Here is a 26,821-nt window from a genome sequence, read left to right as displayed (position 1 = left end):
AATTTAAATTTAAAAAACAAAAATACGTGCGTTTTTACAGAATCACGTGACCGAGGCGAATCAGTTTCTCGCGGTTCAGGATTTTGATGTTGCGGCCCTCCACTTCAATGAGGTGGTCATTCCGGAATTCGGAAATCAGGCGAATGGCGCTTTCCGTGGCTGTCCCGATGATATTGGCAATCTCTTCTCTCGTCAAAGAAATTTTAATAAAGCCTTCCGGATCGGTGCCCAGCTTTTGTTCGAGCAACAGCAGGATTTCGGCCAGCCTTTCACGAACTGTTTTCTGAGCCAGGAAGGTAACGGTGTTGGCAGATTCGCCCAGTTCAAAAGCAATTTTCTGCAACATCACGAAGGACAACTGCGGCACTACTTCCAGCAGATACAGGAACATATCTGAGGGCAGGAAAGTCGCTTCAATCTCCGTCATCGCTTCGGCGCGCGCCTGGAAATCTTCGCCACACAGCAGGGAACGGTAACCGATCAAGTCACCTTCTTTAATAAACCGAAGAATCTGGTCTTTGCCATAGACGCCCTGCTTGGAAAGCTTGGCGGTGCCTTTATTTAAAAAATAAACGCCGTGGGGTGTTTCGCCATCTTCGAACAAAATCCCGCCTTTGGAAAATTTCAGGATTTGCTTGGCATTTTTGTACTTTTCATAATCTTCCGCGGAAAGAACTTCAGCGAAAGCTTCATCATTAAAAACCTTGTGTAACCGCTCTTCAATCTGGGTATGTTTCTCTAACGACATAACAGCATGACATTTATCAGCAAAAATAGGCCTTTTAAGACCCGAACCCAAATTTAATTGTTATAATTTTGTACGTTAAAGTTCTAGTACATTGGCAGAAAACTGTTTCCACTGTGGGCAGACCATCGACAGGGAACGCATTGAATTCGATGAAAAGACATTTTGCTGCAACGGCTGCAAGTCTGTCTACGAAATCCTGAACCTGAATAACTTAGGTAAATTTTACGCGCTGAATAAAAGCTCCGGCATTCGCCCGAATGAGGAGAATACATCACAGTTCGATTATCTCGATACGCCCGAAATTTTTTCGCAGATTACCGATTTTTCCGAAGGCACCACCACGCTGGTTACCTTCAAAATCCCGGTGATTCACTGCTCTTCCTGCATCTGGCTGCTGGAGAGTCTGCAGACCCTGCATCCGGCGATCCGGTATGCGCAGGTCAACTTTACGCGTAAAAACGTGCAGATTTCCTTTAACCATGAGGAGATGAAACTCAGTGAGCTGGCGAAGTTCCTGACGAATCTTGGCTACAAACCTGTGATCAACCTGGAAACCGGTGACCGCAAAGAGGAATTCCTGGATAAAACCCTGATTGTAAAACTGGCAATTGCAGGTTTTGCGTTCGGGAACGGCATGTTCTTCAGTTACCCAGAATACGCTGAGCAGGTACTGGGAACCACCGATTTCTGGATGGATACCTACAAGAATCTTTTCCGCTTCATTATGTTCCTGCTGGCGACGCCGGTGGTGTTCTACTCCGCTTCGGACTACTTTAAATCCGCCTGGTTCGGGTTAAAAAATAAAATCGTCAACATCGATGTGCCGATTGTGCTGGGTATCTTAATGCTGTACGGCCGAAGTATTTATGAAGTACTGACTGATTACGGACCGGGATACTTTGATACTTTGTGCGGCCTGCTGTTTTTCATGCTGCTCGGCAAACTTTTCCAGAAACGAACCTACAGCGCGCTGGCCTACGACCGGGATTATAAATCATTCTATCCGATTGCCGTTACGAAGCTGGACAGCGCCGGCGGACAGACCAATGTGATGCTGAGCGAACTGAAAATCGGTGACCGGATTATGGTGCGAAACCAGGAAATTATTCCGGTGGACGCCATTTTAATTCAGGGCGAAGGAAATATTGACAATAGTTTTATCACCGGTGAAAGCGCTTCCATTGCCAAAGAGCCGGGCGACCGCATTTTTGCCGGTGGCAAGCAAGTAGGGTCCGTGCTGGAGCTGGAAGTGATTAAAACTGTGAACCAGAGTTACCTCACGCAGCTTTGGAACAAAGAAGCCTTCCGTAAGGCAGATACCGGCCTGGATACCATGACGAATGAAATCAGCAAGTATTTTACCTTCATTATTCTGGGTATCACGCTGATTTCGGGAATCTACTGGATTCAGCACGACTTTGAAAAAATGTTCCAGGTGGTGGCTGCCATTCTGATCGTGGCCTGCCCCTGTGCACTGGCACTTTCCGCGCCATTTACGCTGGGGCATATTATGCGTATTCTGGGCCGCAACCGCTTCTATGTAAAAGACACGCTGACCATTGAAAAACTGGCGAAAATCAACACCATTGTTTTTGATAAAACAGGAACGATTACCCATAACAAGAAAGCAAATATCCGGTTTGAAGGAAACGAGATTTCCGCAGATGATCTGCAAAACCTGAAAAGCTTACTGAAGAATTCCAATCACCCGCTGTCCAAAGCGCTGTATGATTTCCTGCCGACGACCGATCAGTACTTCCCGGTAGAACACTTTGCGGAAACAGCCGGCCGCGGATACAGCGGCCAGGTGCGCGGCCATGAATACCTGGTGGGTTCTGCGGCGCTAACCGGACAAGTGGCAAAGAATCTGGAAACGGCAGTCTATATGGCGCGCGACGGTGAATTTTTAGGCAAATATATTTTCAATAATGAGTACCGTGCCCAAATGCCGGAAATGTTTGGCTCACTGAAAGATTATGAACTGCATCTGCTCAGCGGCGATAATGCCTCGGAAGAAGCTGCGCTTAAAAATCTGCTGCCTGATTTAAAGTCATTAAACTTTAACCAAAATCCGGAAAACAAACTGAATTTCATACATGAACTTCAGGAGAAAGGGAGAAACGTGGCGATGCTGGGTGACGGACTGAATGATGCCGGCGCTTTAAAGCAAAGTAATGTGGGGATTGCCGTAGCAGATGACACCCACTCTTTCACCCCAAGTTCTGATGTGATTATGGCAGGCGAGAAGATGAAGGATCTAAAAAATTACCTGGACCTGTCCAAAGAAGCGGTACGTATTGTGAAATGGACGTTCGGAATCAGCTTTTTTTACAACGTGATCGGGCTGAGTTTCGCGGTAACCGGACATCTTTCTCCGCTTGTGGCTGCGATTCTGATGCCGATCAGCTCCATCACCGTGGTGGTCTTTACATCTGCTGCGACATGGCTTCGGTCTGCAAAGTACTTTAAATTAAAACAATAGGTTTTTTGTAACTAACTATTTAGAAGCAATTTAAATTAAGCCGCAACAACCACAGGTGAGGAATATCATAATTTTTCAGTAAATTTGACCCACATATTCCTTAAATTTGCACTAACGATGGACATCCTGCATATTATGATCCTCTGCAGTGTTTCACTGGCTGCTATTTTCCTGATAATCTTTATCATCAGCGCAAAAAAAGGCCAGTTTGAAGACGATGAATCCCCTGCTGTCCGCATTTTGATGGACTCGGAAATTCTGCCTGACGAACCACCTGCCGGAGCATCCAACGATACAATAAAAGAGAAGAAAAAAGTGATTAGTTAATATGGAAACACAAAAGTTTAGTTATGACAATAACATTGTGCGGGCGTTCCTTTATGCCACTGTGGTATTCGGGATCGTGGGCTTCCTGCTGGGACTCACGGCGGCGCTGATGTTATTTTACCCCGAGCTTCCGGAGTTCTTCTTTGGGACTGATGATGCAACGATCGCCAGTTTACAAAGCGGAAACCTCCAGGGGCTGATTAATACACACGGTGCTTTTGGCTTCGGACGTATCCGGATGCTGCACACCAGTGCTGTAATTTTCGCCTTTGTATGTAATGGTTTCTTTGCCGGTGCATACTATTCCCTGCAGCGACTGCTGAAAACCAGAATGTACAGTGACACGCTTTCGTGGATCCACTTCTGGGGCTGGCAGTTTATGATTGTAGCGGTAGTAATCACTTTCTTGATGGGGATCAACACATCCAAAGAGTACGCAGAACATGAATGGCCGATCGATATCCTGATCACTGTGGTGTGGGTTATTTTCGGGATCAATATGTTCGGTACTATATTGAAGCGCCGTGTGCGCCACCTGTATGTTGCCATCTGGTTTTACCTGGGAACATGGGTTGCCATCGCGATGCTTCATATCTTCAATAACCTGGAAGTTCCGCTTACCTTTACCGGCTGGAAATCCTACTCGGCTTATGCCGGGGTGAAGGATGCGCTGGTACAATGGTGGTATGGCCACAACGCGGTAGCATTCGTACTAACGACTCCTGTACTGGGTCTGATGTATTACTTCCTGCCTAAAGCTGCAGACCGACCTGTATTCTCCTATAAATTATCCATCATCCACTTTTGGTCCCTGATTTTTGTGTATATCTGGGCAGGTCCTCACCACTTGCAGTATACTGCAATTCCGGGTTGGGCGCAGGCACTGGGTACCGGATTCTCGATTATGCTTATCGCGCCGTCCTGGGGCGGTATGCTAAACGGGCTTCTAACCCTGAGAGGTGCGTGGGATAAAGTTCGTGAAAACCCAATCCTGAAATTCTTCGTGGTTGCGATTACCTGCTACGGTATGGCTACCTTCGAAGGACCGGTACTTGCTACCAAAACGCTGAACAAAATCGGTCACTTTACGGACTGGGTAATTGGTCACGTTCACGTGGGAGCACTGGGCTGGAACGGCTTTATGACCTTCGGGATGATCTATTATCTGATTCCGATCATGTGGAGAACCAAACTGTGGTCAGTGAAACTGGCTAACTGGCACTTCTGGCTGGGTACCCTCGGGATTGTATTCTATGCAGTACCATTGTACATCGCCGGATTTACCCAAGGTCTGATGTGGAAGCAATTTAACCCGGACGGAACTTTGGTTTATAAAAACTGGCTGGATACCGTAACGGCAATTATCCCTTACTACCAGATGCGTTTTGTGGGTGGTTTATTATACATCTCCGGTGCCATCCTGATGTGTGTTAATATTGTGGCAACGGTTCGTCAGGGATCCTTCCAGAAAGAAGTACCTGCTGAGGCGCCTGCACTGGCTAACATCGGAAACAAGCGTAAAGAAGGAGAAGGGGCACACTTATGGCTGGAAAGAATGCCAACGCTGCTGACGATCTTATCTTTTGTAGCGGTAGCGATCGGTGGTCTAGTGGAAATTGTGCCGACGCTGGCAATTAAAGAAAACGTGCCGACTATTTCTGCGGTAAAACCCTATTCACCGCTCGAGCTGGAAGGCCGTGACCTTTATATCCGCGAAGGATGTAACTCCTGCCACACCCAAGTGATCCGACCATTCCGTGATGAGGTGGTACGCTTCAACGGTAAAAACGGACAGTATTCCAAAGCGGGTGAATTCGTCTATGACCGTCCGTTCCTTTGGGGATCCAAGCGAACCGGGCCGGATTTGCACCGTGAAGGTGGAAAGAACCCAAGCTCCTGGCATTACAAGCACATGCTGAACCCACGTGTTACTTCTGCCGGATCTATTATGCCAAGATACCCATGGCTGATTTCCCGCGATCTGGACAGAACCCAGACGGTGGACAAAATCAAGCTGATGAAAAATGTGTTTGATGTACCGTATACAACCGCACAGGTAGATTCAGTGGACACATGGGCAGATAATCAGGCGAAGTTTATCGTGAAGCAGATCTTTGATGAAGCTCCGGACGTGAAGAAAGCGTACGCTGCGAAAGAAGCTGCGGAAGGTGCCAACTATACACCGCTTGAGAAGAAAGAAATCATTGCTCTTATCGCGTACCTGCAAAGACTGGGAACAGATATTAAAACAACTGAGATCAAGACAGCGAGTACCAACTAATGTTTAATTAAATAGGCACAAAATATGATTCCACAAAGTGTAAAAGATATAATCTCCAATGGTGAGAATGTAGGATTTCTCCAGACACTGGCCATGATCCTCTTTATCCTGTTGTTTCTCGGAATCATATTTTGGGTCTTTTCCCGTCCGAAGAAATATTATGAAGAGGAAGAAAATGCACCTCTGAATGATTATCTGGATGAAGACGAAGAGACCAAAAAACCTTAATTTCTAAGAAAGAAAATTAATAAAGCTATGAAACAAAGAGCACCGATATATGTTAACGTACTTGTAATACTCACGATACTCTTTATCTTGTATTATATGTTCATTCAGGATTCATCTTTCCTGAGCTCTGCCTACTTCTGGGGCACGGTTGTGATTGCCATCGTTCTTTCCCTGATTCACCACACCATTGGTGACCTGATTGAGAATGACCAGTTTAAAAAATTAAGCGACGAACAGAAAGCAGAATACCTGCAGGAAAAAAAGAAACCTTACTTCAAAGGTCTCTATGAAAGTGCATTTAAGAAGCAAACAGCTACCGAAGAAAAAGATATTCTTATCGACCACGGTTTTGATGGGATTATGGAGCTGGATAACCAATTGCCAAAATGGTGGCTGGGACTGTTCTACTTCGGAGTTGCGTACTGTGTAGTGTATTTATTGTCCTACGGTTTTACCGATTTTGCTGACCAGTTCAAAGAATATGACGAGGAATACAAAGCCCAGACGGCCAGTATTGCTGAATATATGAAGAATACGCCGCCACCGACAATTGATGACGCGGAATACAGCCCGGATAACATTGCCGCTGGTGAAGAGGTATTCAAAACCAACTGCGTATCCTGCCACAGCGAAGGCGGAAAAGGTGGAATCGGTCCTAACCTGACGGATAACTACTGGATCAACCAGCCGGAGAAAACATTATTTAAAAATGTCTTCCACATGGTGGAGAACGGAAGCCCGAACAACCCTGCGATGCAGGCCTTCGGAAAGAACGGGGTCCTGACCGGATTTGATATTCAGAACGTAGCTGCGTATGTGTATCACATCAACCAGGAACAACCACCGATTACGGAAGCCAATGGCGGAGCTGCTCCACAGGGAGAGCCAGCCAACTGGGAGAAGTAATTGCTAAATAAAAAAACCATACTATGAAAACATAATTTGCTAACTTTAAACTGAGCTAGCAGATTATGTTTTTTTTAATTTGAGAGATAACAAATGCCAGAACCTATAACAAACTATAAAGGAGGCCAGGGCCAGGTGATCGAAGCCGAAACCTTCCGGGATTCCGTAGGAACGATGGAACAAAGCGGGAAACGCAAATGGGTGTTTCCGCGCAAGCCCAAAGGCCGTTATACAAATTACAGAACCTTGGTGGCAGTCATTTTACTTGCCATATTTTTCGTTTTACCCTTCCTGAAAATTAATGGGAACCCGGTACTTTTACTTAATATTCTGGACAGGCAGTTCTATATTTTCGGACAGCCGTTCTATCCGCAGGACTTTTTCATCCTCGCCCTGGGCGCGATTACCTCAATTGTTTTTATCATTCTTTTCACCGTTGTCTTTGGGAGGATTTTTTGTGGCTGGCTTTGCCCGCAGACGATTTTCCTGGAAATGATTTTCCGCAAGATTGATTATCTGATTGAAGGAGACCGCAATAAGCAGATGAAACTGGACCGCCAGGAATGGAACTTTGAGAAAATCTGGAAACGCAGTCTGAAGTATTTTATCTTCATCATCATTTCACTGATTATTACCCACTGGATGTTTATGTACATTGTAGGGTATCAGGAAGTGCTGAACATTATGCGTCAGGGACCTTTTGCGAACTTCACCAACTTCGTGGTGATGATTATTTTCACCGGAGCCTTTTACTTTACGTTTGCCTGGTTCCGCGAGCAGGTCTGTACCCTGGTTTGCCCATACGGCCGTCTGCAGGGTGTACTGATTGACAAGCAAACCATCAACGTATACTACGACTTTAAACGTGGTGAGAACCGCTCCAAATGGAGAAAGAATGAAGACCGTGCTGCGGCCGGCAAAGGAGACTGTATTGACTGTAACCAATGCGTAGTGGTGTGCCCGACGGGAATCGATATCCGCGATGGTCAGCAACTGGAGTGCGTGAACTGCACGGCCTGTATTGATGCCTGCGACGAGGTAATGGTGAAAGTCGGCTTGCCAAAAGGATTAATTCGCTACGCGACTGAAGATGAAATTGAACAGGAAAAACCGTTCAAGTTCACCAATCGCATGAAAGCCTATTCTGCCGTCTTGCTGCTGATGATCGGATTCCTCGGATTCCTGCTGAGCAACCGCGGCGCTATGGAAGCTAAATTCATCAAGCCTGCCGGAACATCTTATTTTGTCCGTGAAGGTCAGATTACCAATATTTATAATTATACCTTCTTAAATAAATCCAATAAGGACCAGCTGGTTACCGTGAAAGTAATTGAACCGGAACACGGCGTTGTTTCACTAAGTGGGGGTAAAACCGTCATGCTGAAACGAGATCAGATCACCAAAGGGACCGTAAACATCAGTTTCCCGGAACAGGAGATTCAGTTGACCAAGCAGAAAGTCAAGATCGGCGTGTATGACCAGTCCGGTAAATTGCTGGATTCATTTGATACATTTTTCGAAGGACCATTTAAAATTCAGTTTTAATTAAAAAAATCATGTTTAAAAATTTCACGTGGGGACACGGTGTTATTGTAGCTCTGGGCAGTTTTATTGTATTCATCCTGTTTATGATCTTCATTTTCCCGAACGGCCAAAAAAATTCAGAGCTTGTTTCCACCAATTATTATGAAGACGAACTGGTATATCAGGAAGTGATTGATGCCAAAAACAATGCAGCCATCTTAACTGAAATACCTCAGTATAAACAAACACCTGCGGGTATTAAAATTACCTTTCCGCAAACCATCAGGCCCGAAAAAAAGAATGTGCACTTCGATTTGTACCGAACGGATGACGCAAACCTCGATGTAAAAAAAGATGTAAACCTGGACGCAGCCAACTCGGTCACTATTCCGAAGCAAATTTTGTCGCAAGGTTCTTACACGCTGAAATTACGCTGGAAGGCACAGGATAAGCCATACCAGGTTGACTACGATGTTTTATGGAATTAGCACTTATCATATCGGCTATTGGTCTCGGCTTCGCGTCCGGTTTTCACTGCATCGGCATGTGCGGACCGATTGCCCTGTCCATGGGTCTGACCAAAAAGCAGGCAACTAATTTCTATCTGCAGAACCTCACGTATCAGTTCGGCAGAATTACAACCTATGCCCTTTTGGGTGCCCTGCTCGGAATCATCGGGCAGGGTTTCCAGCTGGCGGGTTTTCAGCAGTATTTAACCATCGGTGTTGGAATCTTACTGATTGTGATGGCAGTCTCCTCTTTTGGCGGTAAAGATTTCGCCAGTAAAATTCCTTTTCTGTCTGCATTTTTATTAAAGGTAAAAATGAATCTGGCCAAGTTGCTGCAGAAAGCAGATTACCGCTCCCGATTTGCTACCGGAATCCTCAATGGTTTTTTGCCGTGCGGCATGGTGTATATGGCGCTTACAGCAAGTCTGGCCAGCGGCGGAATCTGGCAAAGCGCCGCCTTCATGGCGTTATTTGGCCTCGGGACACTGCCCTTTATGTTTATGGTGGTAATTGTGGGAAACCTCATTACTTCCTCTCTTCGCTTAAAGATATTAAAGATTGTTCCTGCCATGATGATTGTGCTCGGAGCCTTGTTCGTTCTGCGTGGTCTGGAAGTCGGCATTCCGTACATTTCACCAAAGAAAAGCGCGATGCAGATTCATCATCACCCGGAGCACGACCACGATCATCAGCATGACGAAAGCTGTCATTAACAAAGCCGCTTAATTGGTCCTGAATTTGAATTTAAGAACAAATGCTTTTTCTTAAATCAATCAGCCATGCTTAGATATCTTTTTATAACCCTGACCGCACTCCTTTTAACATCGTGCTCGGTAAACAGTGAAACTACGTACTACAAAGATTCCGCCAGCAGTATGCAGACCAATATATTGATTGATCAGTCTATGCTCAGCGTGATGGCACCGGCACTCACCAATCAGCCGAATTACCAAAAACTCACCACCGAGTGGCAAAGCCTGTACGATCTGCAGAAGGATGCGAAAATTACTTTAAATAAAGACTCCGTCAAAGTCCTGCAAAAGTTGTTTGTCAAATTAAATAAGGATCAGGGCCAGGTGTATGGTCTGTCTTTAAAATACGATAAATTAATGCCAGGCGAAGTTGCACAGCTTTTAAGCCAGAGTAAGCAGCTTAAGCGCCTTCCCTTGCAAAACATCAGCACCTGGAACGGCAAAACGCTCACCCTGAACACGGAAGCTCTGAAAGCCGATGCTTTGATGAACACCGTACGGAACATCGCCACCGAACCTACCAAAGGTACACCGAAGACCAAAAGCGATTCGCTGGAAATGTACGGCCGCGAAATGGCCGAAGGAATGCTGGGCATGATGAAAATGTTCCCGGTCACGATTTCCAACACCATCAAATTTCAGAAACCGATCAAAACCATCAGCGGCAAACACGATTACATTAAACAAATCGACAAACGAACCATTCAGATTTCCCTGCGCAGCACCGATGCGCTCGAAAACAAAAAGCAGCTGACGCACAGTGATCCGAAAATCATCATCGTAACAGAATAAATAAAAAAGTCATCTTGTTCAATTAAGATGACTTTATTTTTACAATAATTAATCTATTAAATCAAAGCGTGCATACTCCGCGATCTTCTTCGGAATCCGGATGCCTTCTGCCGTTTGATTATTTTCCAGCAGCGCTGCCATAATTCTGGGCAAGGCCATTGCCGAACCATTCAGCGTGTGCACGAGTTGTGCTTTTCCTTCGCCTTTGTACCGGCACTTTAAGCGGCTTGCCTGAAAGGTTTCAAAGTTGGATACAGACGAAACTTCCAGCCATTTTTCCTGTGCCGCACTCCATACTTCAAAATCGTAGGTCATAGCTGCTGTAAAGCCCATATCGCCGGCGCACAACCTTAAAATACGATAAGGAAGTTCCAGATCTTCCAGAAGACTCTTAACATGTTCTACCATCTCTTCCAAAGCGGCATACGAGTTCTCTGGTTTTTCAAGGCGCACAATTTCCACCTTTTCAAACTGGTGCAGGCGGTTCAGTCCGCGTACATGCGCACCGTAACTTCCGGCTTCACGACGGTAGCATTGGGAAAACGCCGTATTTTTCACCGGCAACTCTTTTTCGTCAATGATCACATCACGGTAAATATTGGTCACCGGTACTTCAGCCGTCGGAATCAGGTAAAGATTGTCTTCATTAATGTAATACATCTGCCCTTCTTTATCCGGCAACTGTCCTGTTCCGTAGCCACTGGCCTCATTCACCACATGTGGCGGATTCACTTCCATATAACCCGCATCTGTATTCCGGTCCAGGAAAAACTGTACAAGTGCGCGCTGCAGGCGGGCTCCTTTCCCCAAGTACACCGGAAAGCCGGCCCCGGCAATCTTCACGCCCAGTTCAAAGTCGATTAAATTATATTTCTTCGCCAATTCCCAGTGCGGAATCGCTCCGGTCCCCATTTCTTTGGTTTCGCCGGACTGGTAGATTATTTCATTTTCTTCCGCGGTAGCACCGGCCACCACTTTCTCAAACGGAATATTAGGGATCTGATACAGAATTTCCTGCAGCTGCTGCTCGGTCGTCTTCAGCTGCTGCTGAAGTTCCTGAATATGCTGCTTCAGGTCCGCGGTTTGTTTTCTGGCTGTTTCTGCTGCTTCCTTATCGCCGGATTTCATCAGAGCTCCGATCTCGCGCGAAATGCGGTTCATATCCGCCAGCTGCTGATCAAGGTCAAATTGCAGCGACTTTCGTTTGTCATCCGCTTCAATCGCCTGATCAACCAGCGCAATTTCTTTAAAGTTACGTTTTGTGAGGCCTTCGGTAACGCGCTCTTTGTTTTCACGGAGGAAATGTACCTGTAACATAGTCAGATTTTAATAATAGAACCTGCTTTTTTCAGCAGGAAAGCAAATGTAAGAATTATTTGGTGATGCGCACGATATGAGGCGTCTCACCGGCGTTGGTATACTTCAACTGATTATTGTAATAAACCGTTTCCACGCGGAACAACTCCGGTGTCCAGTAGTAACGGATACGCATGGTGTCATTAATGGTAACATTCGTGGAGTCATTCTTTTTTTTAATGAAAGCAAACGCCAGTTTGGATTCATAGGTTCGCCGCAGCGCGGAGGAATCGATAATCATCCGTTTGGCACCGGCCACATATTCCAGATAACTGATGGTATCTGCATCTTTTTTTAAAGACAAAGAAACCGGTGCATTATCCGTAATGCCGTACACATCATTTACCTGAAAACTCCGGTACGCGCCGGGAATGTTATTATTCAGCATATCAGTTTTGGCAGAATCAAGGTAGATATGCAACACCTGGTCAATCTGTTGCAACCCTCCCTCATCCGGCCGGCAGGACAGCAATATCACGAAGGCAAAAAAGAATAAAGCCGCAGCATTTTTCATAAGTCAAAGATAAGGATATCAGCGGGCTTTAATGATGCTGACATTAATTTCTTTAGAAGAGAAAACGTATTTGCCTTTTATTTTCGAAACTTACTTGTAAGCAACTGAACATCTGCGCGCGTAATAAGATAATCTGATAACTTAAAATCCGTGATCCGGTAAAAACTCCAGATGAGCACTGCTGAAGACAAACAATAGGAAAAGGTTGTGGCCACGGCAGCTCCCTGCAGTCCCCATCGCGGAATCGCGTACAAACATGCCGGTACGATTACCACGAGCCCCAGCAAAGATTTTACATTCAGAATCCTCAGTTTATTCACGGCAGAAAAATAATGCCCCATGATATTACTCACAGCAACGGCTAAGATGCCGGGCGCAAGCCAGCAGACAATCTCTCTTGTGCGGCTAAAATCTTTTCCGAATACGACACTGTAAAAATGATCCGGAATCATGATAATTAACACAATGAAAAAGATGGTTAATAGAAAGCATAGTTTTAGAGAAACTTTTGTCTGGTAAATGTTCTGCACTTCATCTGTACTATTAACCAGATCAGAATATAAAACTACGGCCAAACTGCGGCTGACAGCCCAGATTGCTTCTGAAAAAGCAATTCCTACCGAAAATACCCCGACACTGGATAGACCGCGGATTGATTCAAGAAAATAAAAAGACAATCTGTTATTTAAAAACTGAATAAAGCCACTCAGCTGGGTTTTCCAGCCGTACTGAAACATTAAAAAAGGTAATGCTTTTAACTTGGTATCAAAGACTGTTGATTTATTGTTTAAGATTTGGGCCGTGCTGGTTATTGTTAACAGGGCAAGCGCGGCAATCTGTGCTATAAAATAAACACCAATGTTTTTTAAGTCGAGGATAAATACAAATATGAGCACAAACAACACATGAAGCGCAAACTGAAGAATCGTGTAAACATTAAACGACTTAATTTTCCGCAACCCGATAAACATATTTGTATTGGCAGAAAGCAGGGAGGACAGAACAGATAAAACCAGCAGATATAACAGGTAGTCAATCTTATGGAAGACGCTCAGGAAAAGAGGAACCAGCATTCCCGCCAGCAATGACCACAGGTAGGAATATTTCAGTATCGCTGTAGTGGAAAATTTCGTAGAGAAATAGGAAACCGCACTACCGGCAAAGATGTTCGTAGCAAAAATTACAATAGCAAGATCTGCCAGCAGCAAAGCAATAACCCCTCTGCCCTCACTTCCCCAGATGTTCGTCGTGAGCACGATCAGCCCAAAGTTAAGCCCTAACATCAGAAAGCGCGAAAGTATTGTTTGTATGGTAGAACTTAGTTTCATGTTACCTAACAGCGTCACGGATGAATTGAAGAAAGGAGGGCGCAATCGCCTGCCAGTTATACTGTTCCAAAACAACAGCAACAGCATTTTCTGCATGAGACTGATACTTTGATTCGTCTTGCATATACTCTTCCAGGTAAAACACAATCTGTTCAATATCTTCAGGTTCAACCAGATGACCAAAGCGAGAAACATTTAGATGTCGCCGTGTGGCTTTCATGTTCGAATACATAACCGGTTTCCCGGCTCCAGCATAATAAAATATTTTGATGGGCAGACAATGCGTGGATTCAAAATTTTTCTTCCGGAGGTCGAAGCAGAAGTCAGCATCTTTAAGAGCAGCTGTAAATTCCTTCAGCGGAACGGGATCTTTAAAAGTAACTTTTTCTTTCCCAAATGCATTAATGCATTCCTGTAATTTTTCCTGATCAGAAGTACTTTGAGCCTTACCGATAATGAGCAATTTAATTAAAGAACCCGGATTTCTTCTTTGTAACAAATTTGCTACCTGAAAAAAATTATCAATCCCATCTTTTTCTGATATTCTGCCGGTGTAACACAATGTTATCTTACTTCTATCAAAGGTCCTGATATGGGTGGAAATGAATTCCAGGTCAGGATAATAGGGCAGCAATAGGTTCGGCTTGCGTGGAAAAAAATAATTCAGTGGAAACTGTTTGCTTTCCTCTCCAAAAATAAAATGGGTGGCTGCCTTCCCTGCCAATAGCTGAATAAAAGAATATTTGAAAAATTTACCAACTTTTCCTAAGAAATGTGTGTGGTGGATCATGCGCAGTGAGGGGTACCATTCAGTAACATCGTACACAATTGCGATGGAACGTTTCCTTTTGTAGCGCTTTGCTGCAAGTACGGCTAAAGGTTCGGAACAGATTATAATATCAGGTGCAAATTGTTCGCAGACATCGCTCATAATTGCAGCTTTTTCCCGGATGGACTTGTGCAAAGCGTCAATAGCTTCTATTTCTATACAATCCAGAATACCCGAAAATGTAGAGGACAGGCTGGTTACCTTCACATGATATCCGGCATCCCGCAGACTTTTTGCCTGATGATGAAATACCCTGTCATCATCGTGGTGGTGGGCAGTCGTAAGAAATAAAACTTTTTTCATACACAATTGTCCTCAAATATAGCCATTCGGCTATTTGCAAAAAAGACCCCTCAGTTCAAAAACTGAAGGGCTACTACTTTTCATTTTATGTGCCTCTTAATCCACATACACACCCGCCCAGCTGCGGCGCAGCGGCAACAGGAAATCACTCAGAAAGGAGACGTAGGTATTCTTGGAAAAATCGAAGACCTCGATGTTTTGCGGAATGGTTCCTTCCTTGAGGCCTTTCCGGAAATCCTGCAGCTTCATCGTTTTGATCTGTCCGTCTTCCACGAAGCTCGCTTTCATGCGATCGAATAAGCCTAATTGGTACTCGGCATCGACTGCTTTCATCAGGCGGCCCAGTTCATCAATAGAACAACCGGAAGCCTGTTCCTTTTCCTCATCTACACAGATGACGATAAACTGGTTCTTTTCAATCTTAAACGATGCAGAAAGCGGTTTTCCGTGTGCTGCCCACGTTGCCAGGAAATCAAATAACTTCTCCGTAATGTCCTTGCTTTCGCGCGGCGAAAAAGGTCGCGAGGCCGGATAAATAATCACCCGGTAATCGTTGGTTTCTACAATATGTGATTCTTCAATTTTCATTTGGATAAATTTTAAAGTGAACCGGCAACAAGTTTATAAATCTTCTGCCTCGGCCAGCAGTTCCGCAATATCCTTTACTTCTACATTGTTATTCTGGTCGAAATGCTTCACACCATCGGTCATCATCGTCATGCAGAACGGGCAACCGGTTGCGATAACATTGGGTTTAAATGCCAGCGCCTCCTCGGTTCTCTCAATGTTAATGTCTTTATTGCCCGGCTCCGGTTCTTTAAACATCTGTGCACCGCCGGCACCGCAACAAAGTCCGTTAGATTTACAGCGTTTCATCTCCACGAGTTCGGCATCGAGTTTCTCGAGCAACTGGCGTGGTGCTTCATATTCCCCGTTCCCGCGCCCAAGATAACACGGATCGTGGAAAGTAATCTTCCGACCGCTGAAAGAGCCGCCTTCAATTTTTAAACGGCCTTCCTGCATCAGTTTTTTAAGAAACTGTGTGTGGTGCATTACTTCATAGTTACCGCCCAAACCGGGATATTCATTTTTTAAAATATTAAAACAATGCGGGCAGGAAGTCACAATTCTCTTGATTCCGTAGCCGTTCATAATTTCGATATTGGTGAGCGCCATCATTTGGAAAATAAACTCGTTACCGGCACGTTTAGCAGGATCGCCATTGCAGGATTCTTCCTGCCCGAGCACCGCAAACTCCACGCCCACTTTGTGTAATATTTTACAGAAAGCTTTGGTGATTTTTTTGGCTCTATCATCAAAACTGCCGGCGCACCCTACAAAAAAAAGTACTTCCGGCATTTTGCCCTCGGCAGCATATTCTGCCATTGTTTTTATCTTGAATTCCATTATTTAAATTCCTTTGAATAAAACTGTTTTTAAAAAGAACAGGTGTTTTAATTATCGGACGCCCAGTTCAAGCGGTCCGCCTGGTTGTATTGCCACGGTGCCGCGTTGTTTTCCACATTGGTCATCATTTGATTTAATTCCTGCGGTGCCGCGGACTGTTCCATTACCAGGAAACGGCGGAGTTCCATAATAATGGAAAGCGGATCAATCAAAACCGGGCAGGCTTCCACGCAGGCGTTGCAGGTCGTACAGGCCCAAATTTCCTCCCGCTCGATATGGTCATCTATCAGCTTTTTCCCATCATCCACGAACTTTCCGTTTTTATTGATATTCTTGCCAACTTCTTCGATACGGTCGCGGGTATCCATCATAATCTTTCTTGGCGAAAGTTTCTTGCCCGTAATATTGGCGGGACACACCGCAGTACAGCGTCCGCATTCTGTGCAGGAATATGCATTCAGCAATTGTACCTGATTCAGATCAAAGATATCATCAGCACCAAACTTTTCCGGTTCTGTCGATGTCTCGGTTTCCGCCGGCGCTGCGTACGGATCAGCATTCGGGTCCATCATCAGCTTGATTTCTTTTGTAACCGACGCCAAATTGTTAAAATGTCCTTTTGGAGTCAGCTTTGCAAACCATGTATTCGGGAACGCCAGGATAATATGCAGGTGCTTGGAATAATACAGGTAATTCATAAAGAAAAGAATCCCGATAAAATGGAACCACCACGCACCGCGTTCGATTAAAACCAAAGAATTTTCGCTGAGGTTTTGGAAAAGAGGAGCAAGAATATTAGATGAAATAGGGAAACTGCCGTGCACTGCGTACACATACTGTTGCTGCAAAACAGAATCGGCTGCATTCATGGTGAAAAACGCCACCATAAGCGCAAACTCAATAATCAGAATCCAGTTGGCATCTTCCTTGGGCCAGCCAAACAATTCCTTCATCTGGAATCTTCGAATACCATAAAAGTTTCTTCTGATAAAGAATAAAACTACCGCTACAATTACTAGCAGTGCCAGCACTTCCAGTGTTGCGGTAAATACATTATAAAAAGCATTACCAAAGATGCTTGCCAGAAAACGATGTGTTCCGAAAATCCCGTCAACAATAATTTCCAGCAGTTCGATATTGATAATAACAAAACCTACATATACGATGATATGCAGAATTCCCGCAATCGGGCGCTTGGTCATCTTACTTTGGCCCAGCGCCACGCGGCCCATCACCTGCCAGCGTTCTGCCGGATGGTCGCTCCGGTCAATTGCTTTCCCGAGGCGGATATTGCGGTAAATTTCCCGCAGACTTTTGGCAAAAAGCCCAAACCCTGCCAGGAGGGCAATCACAAAAATGATACTAGGAAGATACTGCATAGTGTAGGATTTAGTCTTTAGTATTTTTGCCGAAGACAGAGAAGTTCAGGTAGCGTTTCGGATTGGCTTTCAGATCTTCTACCAGTTTATTAAGGTTTTCTGCCGTCATATTCAGGTTTTGGTATAATTCTTCATCCTGCGTAAGCTTCCCGAGGCTGCCTTCACCGTTTTGAATTCCTGAAATTACACCGTTTAATTTATCTGCAGTCGTGCTTAACTTATCGATGGTATTATTTAATTTCTGAACATCCACCTGCTCGGCAACGCGGCCATATTTATCAATCGCCGTACGTGCGCTGATGGTGGCCAGGTTCGCATTCTCCAGCATTTGCTGAATACGCGGATCATTATTTCTAAGCAAAGCATTGGTCTGGCGCGAGGCAGCTTCAAAGGAACCTACCGTACGGTTCAGATTGGCCAGCAAAGCACGGATTTCTGTCCGGTTCTGATCATCGAAAATTTTATTGGCATTGTTGGTTAAAGAATCCACGCGCTTCAGTACTACCTGCAGTTGATCTTTCACCGGTCCCACCTGCGAAGATATATTATTAAGCATTGAAAGTTTAAAAGCGCCGTCCAGCGTATCACCGTCTTTGGCTATTTCGCCACCGTAGGCCAGATTCACCCGCATTTCCTTACCGGACATAATTCCCGGTTCAAAGATTTCGAGCGTAGACTTTTTGGAGAAATGGAAACTGTTATCGATAATAACTTTAATCACAAAATGCAGCTTGCCGTCGGGTTCTACGATAGGGATAATCTTATCTACCTGCCCGACCTTAAGTCCGTTGATAGAGACAGGATTGGAAGGTTCCAGCCCTTCCACGTTATCAAATTTTGCGTAGAAAATATTATCGGTAGTAAAAAGGCTTTTGCCTTTCATAAACTGGAACAGAAACACGAAACCTACTATGGCAAGAAGCGCAATCAGCCCTGCTTTTATCTCTTTGGTGAATTTCACTTTGGGGTAAATTTAAGGAAACAAATATAATACATTTTACATAAACACTGGCTGCAACAGCCCTTCCACGCCATACAAAAAGCGACCCAAACGGGTCGCTTTCCATCATATAATCTTAACAAAAAATTACTGTGCGCTGCGATTGTACAGCTCGATGCGGTAATCTTTGATTTTCGCGTTATCCTGCAGGCTCTTCAGCAAGGCCTGGCCGAACTGCTGTGAAGTTTGTCCGGCAATCGCTTGTACCATTTGTTTCACATCGCCTGGTTGTTTGTTCACGATTTCGTTTTTCTTCAGCACTACATACACACCGGTCATTCCTTCCACCGGCTTAGATAGCTTGTTTTTAGCAACGCCAAACGCAGCTCCGGCAACTTTAGGTTCCATGGCACCGTTCACCATCGGCGACAGCATATTCACCTGTGTAGATTCTTTGCGGGTACCGAAAGTTTTTGCCAGCTGATCCAAAGTGGAAGCCTTTGCAGAATTGATTTTATCGCTGATCTGCTTAGCCAGCATCTGATTACGGACGATAGGCTCGATCTGATCACGAACTGCTTCCGGATCTGCCGTGCCGGCATCCTGGATTCCGTTTACATATACTACTACGCGATCACCGGTACCGTCCACTGTGAAAATATCAGTATCTCCTTTCTTTCTTTTCTTATCAAAAGCCCAGGCAATGATTTCCTCATCTTTATCAGTCCCCAGTCCCATAATCTGACCCTGGAAACGGCCTACTTCGCGTGGATTATTAAAGTTATAGTTTGCTTTCCTGGCAATATTGGCGAAGTCATTGAAACTCTTGCCCTGTACCTGCTGAATGAACTTGGTTGCTTTGGTGTACACCTCGTTTTCTGTTTTATCAGACGGTTTGATGGCTTTGATCAAGTTCGCAATTTTGTATCCCATGGCGCCGGATTTTTTGTCTTCAATGTTGATGACATGGTATCCGTACATAGTTTCCACGACTGAGGTAGCTCCTTTTCCGTTGTTCGCCAGGAAGTCCAGATACTCCGGCACAAACGGCGTTTCCGGTGTGGTCCAGCCCACGCTTCCGCCTTGTTGGGCAGAGCCCGGATCCGCAGAATACTTCAGCATTTCTGCAAATTTAGACGGATCCGCTTTTACGACGGCTGCAATGGAATCAGCCAGTTTCTTTGCTTGTTCCTTCGAACGGGTTTCAGCGCCGGCCGCCTGATTTCCTTTGTACGTCACCAGGATATGTCTTGATAATGTAGAATCTGCCGGTTTCTTGTCAACCAGTTTAGAAACCACATACAGGTTTTGCTCTTTGTACGGACCGAATGTTGCCCCGATCGGCGCGGAAGCAACTTTATCCTTAATCGCAGCCGGCAACTGGCTTGCAGGGAAATACTGTGGATTGAACGGCATATCAGAATTCAGTGCCACAAACATGGAATCATTCGTGGTGTTCTGGAAATTTTCCTTTCCGCCACTCATGTCGCTTCCTTCGGTATACAGCTTATTAATTTCTGCCAGTACCGCTGCATCGTCCTCTGCACTTGGCTGTGCCGGGAACAAAACAACACCCAGGTTGCGGCTTGCATCTCTTTTGAACATGACCGGGTGCTTGCTGATATAATCTTTCAGATCGCTGGTCGTTACTTTCACCGGATTTTTCTGAGCGTACGCGTCGTAATCCACTTTAATGAAATCAATTTCCGCCAGCTGATCGCGCTCTTTCATCACCTGCTCTGCTTCTTTTTTGCTCACGGTAATTCCGGTGGAAACATTTGCAAAAAGCTGGCGCGCCATCATTCTGTATTCGATTGCGCGGCGGGTTTTTAACCAGTTGTTATAGAATTCTGCGTTGGTGGTTTTTAATTCCTCCACCTGCTTTTTAATTTCCTGAATTTTAAAGTTTCCTTTGGCATCAAAGTTCTCAGGATTCTGGGCAAACATAGGATCGAACTGCAACTGGTTCCAGAACATATCATCGGTCAGGGTGAAGCCCATTTTCTCAAACTGCTGCTTGATCAGCTTGGACTGCACCAGCATCTGCCAGGCCTGCTCTTCCAGACCGCGCGCAGGCTGTCCCTGCTGCTGCGCCTGCTGTTGCAGGATAAAGAGCTGATCATCAAACTCTTCCTTGGTGATTTTCTCACCGTTTACTTCCCCATATACACCGGGTTCGGCGCCGAAGAGTTTTTCCAGGCTGTCCGGGTTGACTACGAAAGCCAGCATTGCTACTGCAATTATCCCCATCAAAAGCCAAGGCCTGTTTCTAATTTCTCCTAAAATTGCCATTGTTTATGTATAAATTTTATCAGTGTGCGAAAATACACATTTTTAAGAGATTAGAAAAAAATCAGAAAACTAATTTAGGCAATGCGGCACTGCTCAGGAAATTTTGGCGCTCTTTCCGGCTGGCATACTGCTTGAGCCATTAAATCTACTGTTTTCAAAACCGACCATGCAGCGCTTTTTAGCTGCATTTGTCTTAAAATTACATTAACTCCAATGACATTATGTCATTATTATAAATTATGACTGATATAAACGATCTTAATCTGGAAAATATTCTGGATGACAGTTTTAGCATTGTAACGGAAGAAATCAATCTGGCTGACCTGGAAAACGCTGCCGAGAACAGCGACCAAAAGGTATTTCCCATTCTTCCCGTGCGCAATATGGTGATGTTTCCGAAAGTAATTATGCCCATTACCGCCGGACGCGAAATGAGCATTAAACTCCTGCAGGAAGCCCAGCAAAATAATGAACTCATCGGCATCGTAAGCCAGAAAAACAGCAGTGTGGAAAACCCCGAAGCTGAAGACCTGCATGCAATTGGCACCTTGGCGCGCATTATTAAAATCATTCAGCTTCCCGAAGGGAACATCACAGCAATTACCAAAGGATACCAGCGTTTCCGCATTGACCGGATCACCGCAGAGAAGCCGTTTTTTAAAGCAGAAATCACCACGCTCAAAGACGCTTCCACACGTAAAAAAGACGAATACGACGCACTGCTGGAAAACATTAAAGATCTCGCCTTGAAAATGATCGAGCTGGACCCGAATATTCCCTCCGCGGCCAGTTTTGCGATTAAGAACATCAGCGATAATGATGATTTGCTGAACTTCATCTGCGCCAACGCCAGTTTCCTGCCGGCTCAGAAACAAAAGCTACTGGAAGAAAAAAGCCTCATCAGCCGGGCCGAAAAATGCTACGCGCTGATGCATGATGAATACCGAAAACTGGAACTGCGCAGCCAGATTCATCAGAAAACCAGTAAAGACCTCGATAAACAACAACGGGAATATTTCCTGAATCAGCAGATCCGGACCATTCAGGAGGAACTGGGCGGCGGCCCCGAATCCGACGTGGAAGAACTGCAGGAAAAAGCAGCCAAACTGAAATGGAGCGAGGTAGTGGAAGAGCATTTTCAGAAGGAAATTCACCGCCTGCAGCGCCAAAACCCAAATGCGCCGGATTACAATGTTCAGCGTAATTATCTGGATTTCTTCACTGATCTGCCCTGGCAGAAATATTCCAAGGATGTTTTTGATATTGCCAAAGCCGAAAAGGTTTTGGACAAAGCACATTACGGCCTGGATGATATTAAAAAGCGCATCCTGGAACACATGGCCGTGCTTAAGCTTAAAAATAATATGAAATCGCCGATCCTGTGCCTCGTGGGGCCTCCGGGTGTCGGTAAAACGTCCTTGGGAAAATCCGTGGCAGATGCGTTGGGGAGAAAATACGTTCGCTTGTCCTTAGGCGGGCTGCATGATGAATCGGAAATCCGCGGACACCGTAAAACCTATATCGGCGCGATGGCTGGGCGAATTCTGCAATCCATTAAAAAAGCCGGAACTTCTAATCCTGTGATTGTGCTGGACGAGATCGACAAACTCGGGCAGGGCACGCACGGCGACCCAAGTTCTGCTTTGCTGGAAGTGCTGGATCCCGAGCAGAACAACAGTTTTTATGACAACTTCCTGGAGATTGGTTACGACCTTTCCAAAGTCATGTTCATTGCCACCGCCAACTCGCTGTCTACCGTTCAGCGACCGCTCCTGGATCGTATGGAGGTCATTGAAATTGCGGGCTATACACTTGAAGAAAAAACTGAAATTGCCAAGCGACACCTTATTAAAAAGCAGCAGGAGGAAAACGGACTTACGGCCAAATCCTTTAAACTGGGCACGGCAGAATTAAAACATATTATTGATGCCCATACCTCCGAAAGCGGAGTGCGTCGCCTAGAAAAGCAAATTGCTTCCATTGCGCGCTGGGTTGCGCTGCAGACTGCTTTGGAGAAAGATTATTCGTCTAAATTAACCATCGAAAAAATTGATGAAATCCTGGGTGTGCCGCGACCGCGCAGCCTGTCGGAAATAACCGATGCGCCCGGCGTTGTAACAGGGCTCGCTTGGACCCAGGTGGGCGGCGACATTCTGTTTATAGAAAGTATTCTGAGTTTTGGTAAAGGCAATCTAACCATGACCGGAAACCTGGGGAATGTAATGAAGGAATCAGCGACCATTGCGCTGGAATATATTAAAGCCAAACACGCAGAACTGGGCATTTCCGAAGAAGATTTAAAAGAAAAAAATATTCATGTACACGTACCGGAAGGTGCGACGCCGAAAGATGGACCGTCGGCAGGTATCGCGATGCTCACCTCGATCGTTTCCAGTTTCCGGAACCAAAAAGTGAAACCGCATTTGGCCATGACCGGCGAAATCACGCTACGTGGAAAAGTGCTGCCAGTGGGTGGCATTAAAGAAAAACTGCTGGCTGCTGCCCGCGCCGGCATTAAGGAAATTATTCTGTGCGAAGCCAACCGCCGCGACGTGGAGGAAATTAAAAAGGATTACCTGAAAGATTTGCAGATCCATTACGTGGACCGAATGAGCCAGGTAATTGAGCTAGCGCTCGGCTCCTGAAATTTGGTCCGGAAATAGCAGGACGTTGCCTTAATTTGCCTATCTTACCTTAAAATTCACTGAACGCATGAAACAGGTGCAGTTGCCCTTCGTTGCCAGGCTGACCCTGGTTCTTATCAGCATTATACTCCTGGGATTCTTAGCCAAAATCGGAAAAACGGTTTTGGCTCCCTTGTTTTTTGCCGTGCTGATGGCGCTGCTGTTTGTGCCGTTTGCCAATTTTCTGGAAAGAAAAATCAGGTTCTCTCGGCCGCTGTCCACTTTTACTGCGTTACTGCTGATGGCTGCAGTACTGTCGGGACTGATTTATTTTTTCTCCGTACAACTGAGTGATTTCGCGCAGGATTACCCGATGCTGCAGGAACAGGTCACCAAATCCTTTGCAGATTTACAACGCTGGGTTTCAAAAACTTTCGGACTGAACATTCATAAGCAGATGAGTTACATCAATCAGGGACTCGAAAAACTGCTGTCTTCCACCGCACTGATTTTGGGCTTCACCGTGACCATGTTTTCCTCAACGATGGCTTTTTTCGCCTTCAGTGCGCTGTTTTTTATCTTTATCTTAAACTACCGCCGGCTGCTGTATCAGTTCATTATTTCAATTTTCAGGAAAGAACATTTTGAAAAAGTGAATGAGGGAATTCATGAAATTCAGAAGATTATTAAAGATTATATCTCCGGACTTTTCATTCAGATTATTATCGTCAGTATTCTGACAGGTATTTTACTTTCCGTTTTGGGCGTGAAATATGCAATCCTGCTGGCCGTTCTGACCGGTTTGCTGAATGTGATTCCGTATATCGGCATTGCCGTTTCTATCCTGCTGGCAAGCCTGATTTCATTTGCTACCGGCGGCGACCATTTATTATTGCTGGTGGCCGGATTTATTGTTATTCACGCCATCGATGCCAATATCACCCTGCCTTTAGTGGTGGGTTCCAAAGTAAAAATCAATGCATTGTTTACGTTCATCGGCTTATTAATCGGTGAAGAATTGTGGGGCATCAGCGGAATGTTTTTGAGTATCCCTTTTCTGGCTATTCTTAAAATTATATTTGAAAGAGTGCAGGGTCTGGAACCCTGGGGTCGGGTATTGGGCGAGGAGCAGAGAGTGAAGCGGCGGCGTAAATATAAAATCACCAAAAATATTACACTGGAGGAAAAGGAATAAAAGCGAAAACAATACTTTTGCGGTAACTTTAAAACATGCGAAAGTTTCTATTTGCCTCGGGGTTTAGCCTTTTAATTTCACTGAATTCCTGTACAACCACATTAGTCTCCTCTCAGAAAGACGACACAGTTGAAAACTCAGTAAAAACCGGTAAAACATATACCTTTAGGGACAATACCGGACAGAGATACAATTTCAAAGTGGAATCCATTACACAAGATAAAATCACCGGTAGTAACAGCGATGAACAACGTTTTACCATTGATAAAAACAACATCTCTACCGTGAAAAAAACTCACACAGGCAAAACACTTCTGCTCACCGCCGGCGTAATTGCCGTGGCAGTACTGCTCCCGGCTTACATCAAAAATGAGCCGGTCGGCAAATGATAGCCTGAACAAATTCTTTGTACATTGCAGAATGACATTTTTTTTAGCTTAATTTAAGAAAAACACCAATGCTTCCTAAAGTTAATCCTACGCACACATTGGCCTGGCAAAAACTTCAGCAACATTTTGCTGATAATGACTTTGATCTGCGCCAGCTTTTTAATGAAAATCCGCAACGGTTCGATCAGTTCTCTGTAACTGCACCGGATTATCTTTTTGATTACTCCAAAAATTTAATCACCCAGGAAACACTGGAACTCTTGTTAGCATTAGCAGAAGAATGTGGCTTGCCTCAAGCAATTGAAGCGATGTTCCGCGGTGAAAAAATAAATGAAAACGAAGGTCGCGCTGTGCTCCATACTGCTCTGCGGGATTTCAGCGAGGATCCGGTTTTCGTAGACGGCAATAATATTAAGCCTGATGTCAAAAAAGTCCTCAGCCAGATGAAATCTTTTTCCTCCGCTGTTATTTCTGGAGCGCATACAGGTTTTAGCGGAAAGCAGATTACGGATGTTGTTAATATCGGTATTGGCGGCTCAGATCTGGGACCGGCGATGGTTTCTTCTGCCCTGAAACATTACCGCACGCGCCTGAATGTGCATTTTGTTTCCAACGTCGATGGCTGCCACCTAGCCGAAACCTTGAAAGACCTGCAGCCAGAAAGCACTTTGTTCATTATTGCCAGTAAAACATTTACCACGCAGGAAACCATGGCCAATGCAGCCGCGGCAAAAATATGGTTCCTGGAGAATGGCAGTGAAGATGATGTCGCAAAACATTTCGTGGCACTTTCCACCAACATTCAGTCGGTTATGGAATTTGGTATTTCCCGGGAAAACATCTTCGAATTCTGGGATTGGGTAGGCGGCCGGTATTCTTTATGGAGTGCGATCGGACTGAGCATTGTCCTGGCCGTGGGCTACGAAAATTTCGAACAACTGCTTCGGGGTGCGCATGAGACAGACCGGCATTTCAGAACTGCAGATCATAAGGAAAACATGCCGGTGCTGATGGCCTTGCTGGGCATTTGGTACCGCAACTTCATGGGATCTGCCACCTATGCGATTTTACCGTACTCGCAATACCTGAATCGCTTTGCAGCTTACCTGCAACAGGGAGATATGGAAAGTAACGGAAAGTCTGTGGACCGCAATGGTGATTTTGTTACTTATGAAACCGGCCCAGTCATTTGGGGAGAACCGGGCACCAATGGGCAGCACGCTTTTTATCAGCTTATTCATCAGGGAACGGAATTGATTCCGGCAGACTTTATTGCGTATGCGAAACCGTTGTCGGGCTCACGTGATCAACATCAAAAACTGCTCGCCAACTTTTTTGCACAAACCGAAGCTTTAGCTTTCGGAAAGACAGAGGAAGAGGTGGAAGCCGAAATAGATATGCTTACTGCAGAAAAGCAGGCGCAGGAACCACCAGTAAGTTTTAAGGTATTTGCCGGCAACACACCTACTAATTCCTTTTTGTTTAAAGAACTTACGCCGCATACACTCGGCCAGCTCATTGCTTTGTATGAACACAAGATTTTTGTGCAGGGGATCATCTGGAATGTTTTCAGTTTCGACCAGTACGGCGTGGAACTCGGCAAAAAACTGGCCGGCACCATCCTCCCGGAATTAGAGGAGACAGCAGAAGTAAGCTCGCACGACAGCAGCACCAACGGCCTTATCAATTACTACAAAACACAGCGTTAAGGATTGA

The 26,821-nt window shown here is 45.2% G+C and carries 23 protein-coding genes; 13 read left to right on the top strand and 10 right to left on the bottom strand.

Going from position 1 to position 26,821, the window contains the following annotated elements:
* Nucleotides 1–34: 34 nt before the first annotated feature.
* Nucleotides 35–748 (bottom strand): Crp/Fnr family transcriptional regulator, encoded by a 714-nt coding sequence (locus MVI27_RS04835; protein ID WP_246959560.1) that lies wholly within the window; start codon nt 746–748, stop codon nt 35–37.
* Between the two features lie 91 nt (nt 749–839).
* Between MVI27_RS04835 and MVI27_RS04830 the strand changes: the two genes are divergently transcribed.
* From MVI27_RS04830 to MVI27_RS04790, 9 genes are all read left to right on the top strand, one after another.
* Nucleotides 840–3,230 carry a heavy metal translocating P-type ATPase gene (locus MVI27_RS04830; RefSeq protein ID WP_246959559.1) on the top strand — a complete coding sequence of 797 codons (2,391 nt, stop codon included), beginning with the start codon at nt 840–842 and terminating at the stop codon, nt 3,228–3,230.
* 117 nt (nt 3,231–3,347) lie between these two features.
* Nucleotides 3,348–3,557 carry a cbb3-type cytochrome oxidase assembly protein CcoS gene (gene ccoS, locus MVI27_RS04825; RefSeq protein WP_246959557.1) on the top strand — a complete coding sequence of 70 codons (210 nt, stop codon included), beginning with the start codon at nt 3,348–3,350 and terminating at the stop codon, nt 3,555–3,557.
* 1 nt (nt 3,558) lies between these two features.
* Nucleotides 3,559–5,838, top strand: a complete 2,280-nt coding sequence (ccoN, locus tag MVI27_RS04820; RefSeq protein ID WP_246959555.1) for a cytochrome-c oxidase, cbb3-type subunit I — start codon at nt 3,559–3,561, stop codon at nt 5,836–5,838.
* A 24-nt stretch (nt 5,839–5,862) separates the two neighbouring features.
* Complete coding sequence (locus MVI27_RS04815; protein ID WP_246959553.1) at nt 5,863–6,066, top strand: cbb3-type cytochrome oxidase subunit 3; 204 nt, start codon at nt 5,863–5,865, stop codon at nt 6,064–6,066.
* A 27-nt stretch (nt 6,067–6,093) separates the two neighbouring features.
* Complete coding sequence (locus MVI27_RS04810; protein ID WP_246959551.1) at nt 6,094–6,972, top strand: cbb3-type cytochrome c oxidase N-terminal domain-containing protein; 879 nt, start codon at nt 6,094–6,096, stop codon at nt 6,970–6,972.
* Between the two features lie 93 nt (nt 6,973–7,065).
* Nucleotides 7,066–8,517, top strand: a complete 1,452-nt coding sequence (ccoG, locus tag MVI27_RS04805; RefSeq protein WP_246959550.1) for a cytochrome c oxidase accessory protein CcoG — start codon at nt 7,066–7,068, stop codon at nt 8,515–8,517.
* A gap of 11 nt (nt 8,518–8,528) precedes the next feature.
* Nucleotides 8,529–8,984, top strand: coding sequence for a FixH family protein (locus MVI27_RS04800; protein WP_246959549.1), 456 nt, complete (start codon nt 8,529–8,531; stop codon nt 8,982–8,984).
* Nucleotides 8,975–9,718 carry a sulfite exporter TauE/SafE family protein gene (locus MVI27_RS04795; protein WP_246959548.1) on the top strand — a complete coding sequence of 248 codons (744 nt, stop codon included), beginning with the start codon at nt 8,975–8,977 and terminating at the stop codon, nt 9,716–9,718. The genes MVI27_RS04800 and MVI27_RS04795 overlap by 10 nt, the downstream gene beginning before the upstream one ends.
* Before the next feature lie 66 nt (nt 9,719–9,784).
* Nucleotides 9,785–10,549: a hypothetical protein gene (locus MVI27_RS04790; RefSeq protein WP_246959547.1), complete on the top strand. Its 765-nt coding sequence runs from the start codon at nt 9,785–9,787 to the stop codon at nt 10,547–10,549.
* Between the two features lie 48 nt (nt 10,550–10,597).
* Here MVI27_RS04790 and serS read toward each other — a convergent pair whose 3' ends face one another.
* The 9 genes from serS to MVI27_RS04745 all read right to left on the bottom strand — a co-directional run bounded on the left by serS (nt 10,598) and on the right by MVI27_RS04745 (nt 20,897).
* The gene (serS, locus tag MVI27_RS04785; protein ID WP_246959546.1) at nt 10,598–11,866 is read right to left on the bottom strand and encodes a serine--tRNA ligase; all 1,269 of its coding nucleotides are present in this window, start codon (nt 11,864–11,866) and stop codon (nt 10,598–10,600) included.
* A 55-nt stretch (nt 11,867–11,921) separates the two neighbouring features.
* Nucleotides 11,922–12,419, bottom strand: a complete 498-nt coding sequence (locus MVI27_RS04780) for a hypothetical protein (RefSeq protein ID WP_246959545.1) — start codon at nt 12,417–12,419, stop codon at nt 11,922–11,924.
* 77 nt (nt 12,420–12,496) lie between these two features.
* Nucleotides 12,497–13,765 (bottom strand): lipopolysaccharide biosynthesis protein, encoded by a 1,269-nt coding sequence (locus MVI27_RS04775; RefSeq protein ID WP_246959544.1) that lies wholly within the window; start codon nt 13,763–13,765, stop codon nt 12,497–12,499.
* Complete coding sequence (locus MVI27_RS04770) at nt 13,749–14,879, bottom strand: glycosyltransferase (protein ID WP_246959543.1); 1,131 nt, start codon at nt 14,877–14,879, stop codon at nt 13,749–13,751. The genes MVI27_RS04775 and MVI27_RS04770 overlap by 17 nt, the downstream gene beginning before the upstream one ends.
* A 96-nt stretch (nt 14,880–14,975) precedes the next feature.
* Nucleotides 14,976–15,467, bottom strand: a complete 492-nt coding sequence (locus tag MVI27_RS04765) for a hypothetical protein (RefSeq protein WP_246959542.1) — start codon at nt 15,465–15,467, stop codon at nt 14,976–14,978.
* A 33-nt stretch (nt 15,468–15,500) separates the two neighbouring features.
* Nucleotides 15,501–16,286 (bottom strand): (Fe-S)-binding protein, encoded by a 786-nt coding sequence (locus MVI27_RS04760; RefSeq protein ID WP_246959541.1) that lies wholly within the window; start codon nt 16,284–16,286, stop codon nt 15,501–15,503.
* Nucleotides 16,287–16,333: 47 nt separating this feature from the next.
* Entirely contained in the window at nt 16,334–17,665 is a 1,332-nt protein-coding gene (locus MVI27_RS04755; RefSeq protein WP_246959540.1) for a 4Fe-4S dicluster domain-containing protein, read from the bottom strand.
* A 10-nt stretch (nt 17,666–17,675) separates the two neighbouring features.
* A complete protein-coding gene (locus MVI27_RS04750; RefSeq protein WP_246959539.1) occupies nt 17,676–18,626 on the bottom strand; it encodes an MlaD family protein in 951 nt (316 codons plus the stop codon).
* A 126-nt stretch (nt 18,627–18,752) separates the two neighbouring features.
* Nucleotides 18,753–20,897 carry a SurA N-terminal domain-containing protein gene (locus MVI27_RS04745; RefSeq protein ID WP_246959538.1) on the bottom strand — a complete coding sequence of 715 codons (2,145 nt, stop codon included), beginning with the start codon at nt 20,895–20,897 and terminating at the stop codon, nt 18,753–18,755.
* A 239-nt stretch (nt 20,898–21,136) separates the two neighbouring features.
* Between MVI27_RS04745 and lon the strand changes: the two genes are divergently transcribed.
* From lon to pgi, 4 genes are all read left to right on the top strand, one after another.
* Entirely contained in the window at nt 21,137–23,542 is a 2,406-nt protein-coding gene (gene lon / locus MVI27_RS04740) for an endopeptidase La (protein WP_246959537.1), read from the top strand.
* A 67-nt stretch (nt 23,543–23,609) separates the two neighbouring features.
* Entirely contained in the window at nt 23,610–24,716 is a 1,107-nt protein-coding gene (locus MVI27_RS04735) for an AI-2E family transporter (RefSeq protein ID WP_246959536.1), read from the top strand.
* Between the two features lie 35 nt (nt 24,717–24,751).
* Nucleotides 24,752–25,105, top strand: a complete 354-nt coding sequence (locus tag MVI27_RS04730; RefSeq protein ID WP_246959535.1) for a hypothetical protein — start codon at nt 24,752–24,754, stop codon at nt 25,103–25,105.
* A 68-nt stretch (nt 25,106–25,173) separates the two neighbouring features.
* Nucleotides 25,174–26,814: a glucose-6-phosphate isomerase gene (gene pgi, locus MVI27_RS04725; RefSeq protein ID WP_246959534.1), complete on the top strand. Its 1,641-nt coding sequence runs from the start codon at nt 25,174–25,176 to the stop codon at nt 26,812–26,814.
* Nucleotides 26,815–26,821 lie beyond the last annotated feature (7 nt).

It is taken from the genome of Chryseobacterium salipaludis (genome assembly GCF_022968825.1).
Lineage (GTDB): Bacteria > Bacteroidota > Bacteroidia > Flavobacteriales > Weeksellaceae > Kaistella > Kaistella salipaludis.
The sequence above is the reverse complement of the archived record's forward strand: the minus strand, read 5'-3'. Positions and strand labels throughout refer to the sequence as shown.

What these genes read in the sequence shown, in the direction of transcription:
- MVI27_RS04835 (WP_246959560.1), bottom strand. Translation starts at nt 748, where the DNA reads ATGTCGTTAGAGAAACATACCCAGATTGAAGAGCGGTTACACAAGGTT.
- ccoS (WP_246959557.1), top strand. Translation starts at nt 3,348, where the DNA reads ATGGACATCCTGCATATTATGATCCTCTGCAGTGTTTCACTGGCTGCT.
- ccoN (WP_246959555.1), top strand. Translation starts at nt 3,559, where the DNA reads ATGGAAACACAAAAGTTTAGTTATGACAATAACATTGTGCGGGCGTTC.
- MVI27_RS04815 (WP_246959553.1), top strand. Translation starts at nt 5,863, where the DNA reads ATGATTCCACAAAGTGTAAAAGATATAATCTCCAATGGTGAGAATGTA.
- MVI27_RS04810 (WP_246959551.1), top strand. Translation starts at nt 6,094, where the DNA reads ATGAAACAAAGAGCACCGATATATGTTAACGTACTTGTAATACTCACG.
- ccoG (WP_246959550.1), top strand. Translation starts at nt 7,066, where the DNA reads ATGCCAGAACCTATAACAAACTATAAAGGAGGCCAGGGCCAGGTGATC.
- MVI27_RS04800 (WP_246959549.1), top strand. Translation starts at nt 8,529, where the DNA reads ATGTTTAAAAATTTCACGTGGGGACACGGTGTTATTGTAGCTCTGGGC.
- MVI27_RS04795 (WP_246959548.1), top strand. Translation starts at nt 8,975, where the DNA reads ATGGAATTAGCACTTATCATATCGGCTATTGGTCTCGGCTTCGCGTCC.
- MVI27_RS04790 (WP_246959547.1), top strand. Translation starts at nt 9,785, where the DNA reads ATGCTTAGATATCTTTTTATAACCCTGACCGCACTCCTTTTAACATCG.
- serS (WP_246959546.1), bottom strand. Translation starts at nt 11,866, where the DNA reads ATGTTACAGGTACATTTCCTCCGTGAAAACAAAGAGCGCGTTACCGAA.
- MVI27_RS04780 (WP_246959545.1), bottom strand. Translation starts at nt 12,419, where the DNA reads ATGAAAAATGCTGCGGCTTTATTCTTTTTTGCCTTCGTGATATTGCTG.
- MVI27_RS04770 (WP_246959543.1), bottom strand. Translation starts at nt 14,879, where the DNA reads ATGAAAAAAGTTTTATTTCTTACGACTGCCCACCACCACGATGATGAC.
- MVI27_RS04765 (WP_246959542.1), bottom strand. Translation starts at nt 15,467, where the DNA reads ATGAAAATTGAAGAATCACATATTGTAGAAACCAACGATTACCGGGTG.
- MVI27_RS04760 (WP_246959541.1), bottom strand. Translation starts at nt 16,286, where the DNA reads ATGGAATTCAAGATAAAAACAATGGCAGAATATGCTGCCGAGGGCAAA.
- MVI27_RS04755 (WP_246959540.1), bottom strand. Translation starts at nt 17,665, where the DNA reads ATGCAGTATCTTCCTAGTATCATTTTTGTGATTGCCCTCCTGGCAGGG.
- MVI27_RS04745 (WP_246959538.1), bottom strand. Translation starts at nt 20,897, where the DNA reads ATGGCAATTTTAGGAGAAATTAGAAACAGGCCTTGGCTTTTGATGGGG.
- lon (WP_246959537.1), top strand. Translation starts at nt 21,137, where the DNA reads ATGACTGATATAAACGATCTTAATCTGGAAAATATTCTGGATGACAGT.
- MVI27_RS04735 (WP_246959536.1), top strand. Translation starts at nt 23,610, where the DNA reads ATGAAACAGGTGCAGTTGCCCTTCGTTGCCAGGCTGACCCTGGTTCTT.
- MVI27_RS04730 (WP_246959535.1), top strand. Translation starts at nt 24,752, where the DNA reads ATGCGAAAGTTTCTATTTGCCTCGGGGTTTAGCCTTTTAATTTCACTG.
- pgi (WP_246959534.1), top strand. Translation starts at nt 25,174, where the DNA reads ATGCTTCCTAAAGTTAATCCTACGCACACATTGGCCTGGCAAAAACTT.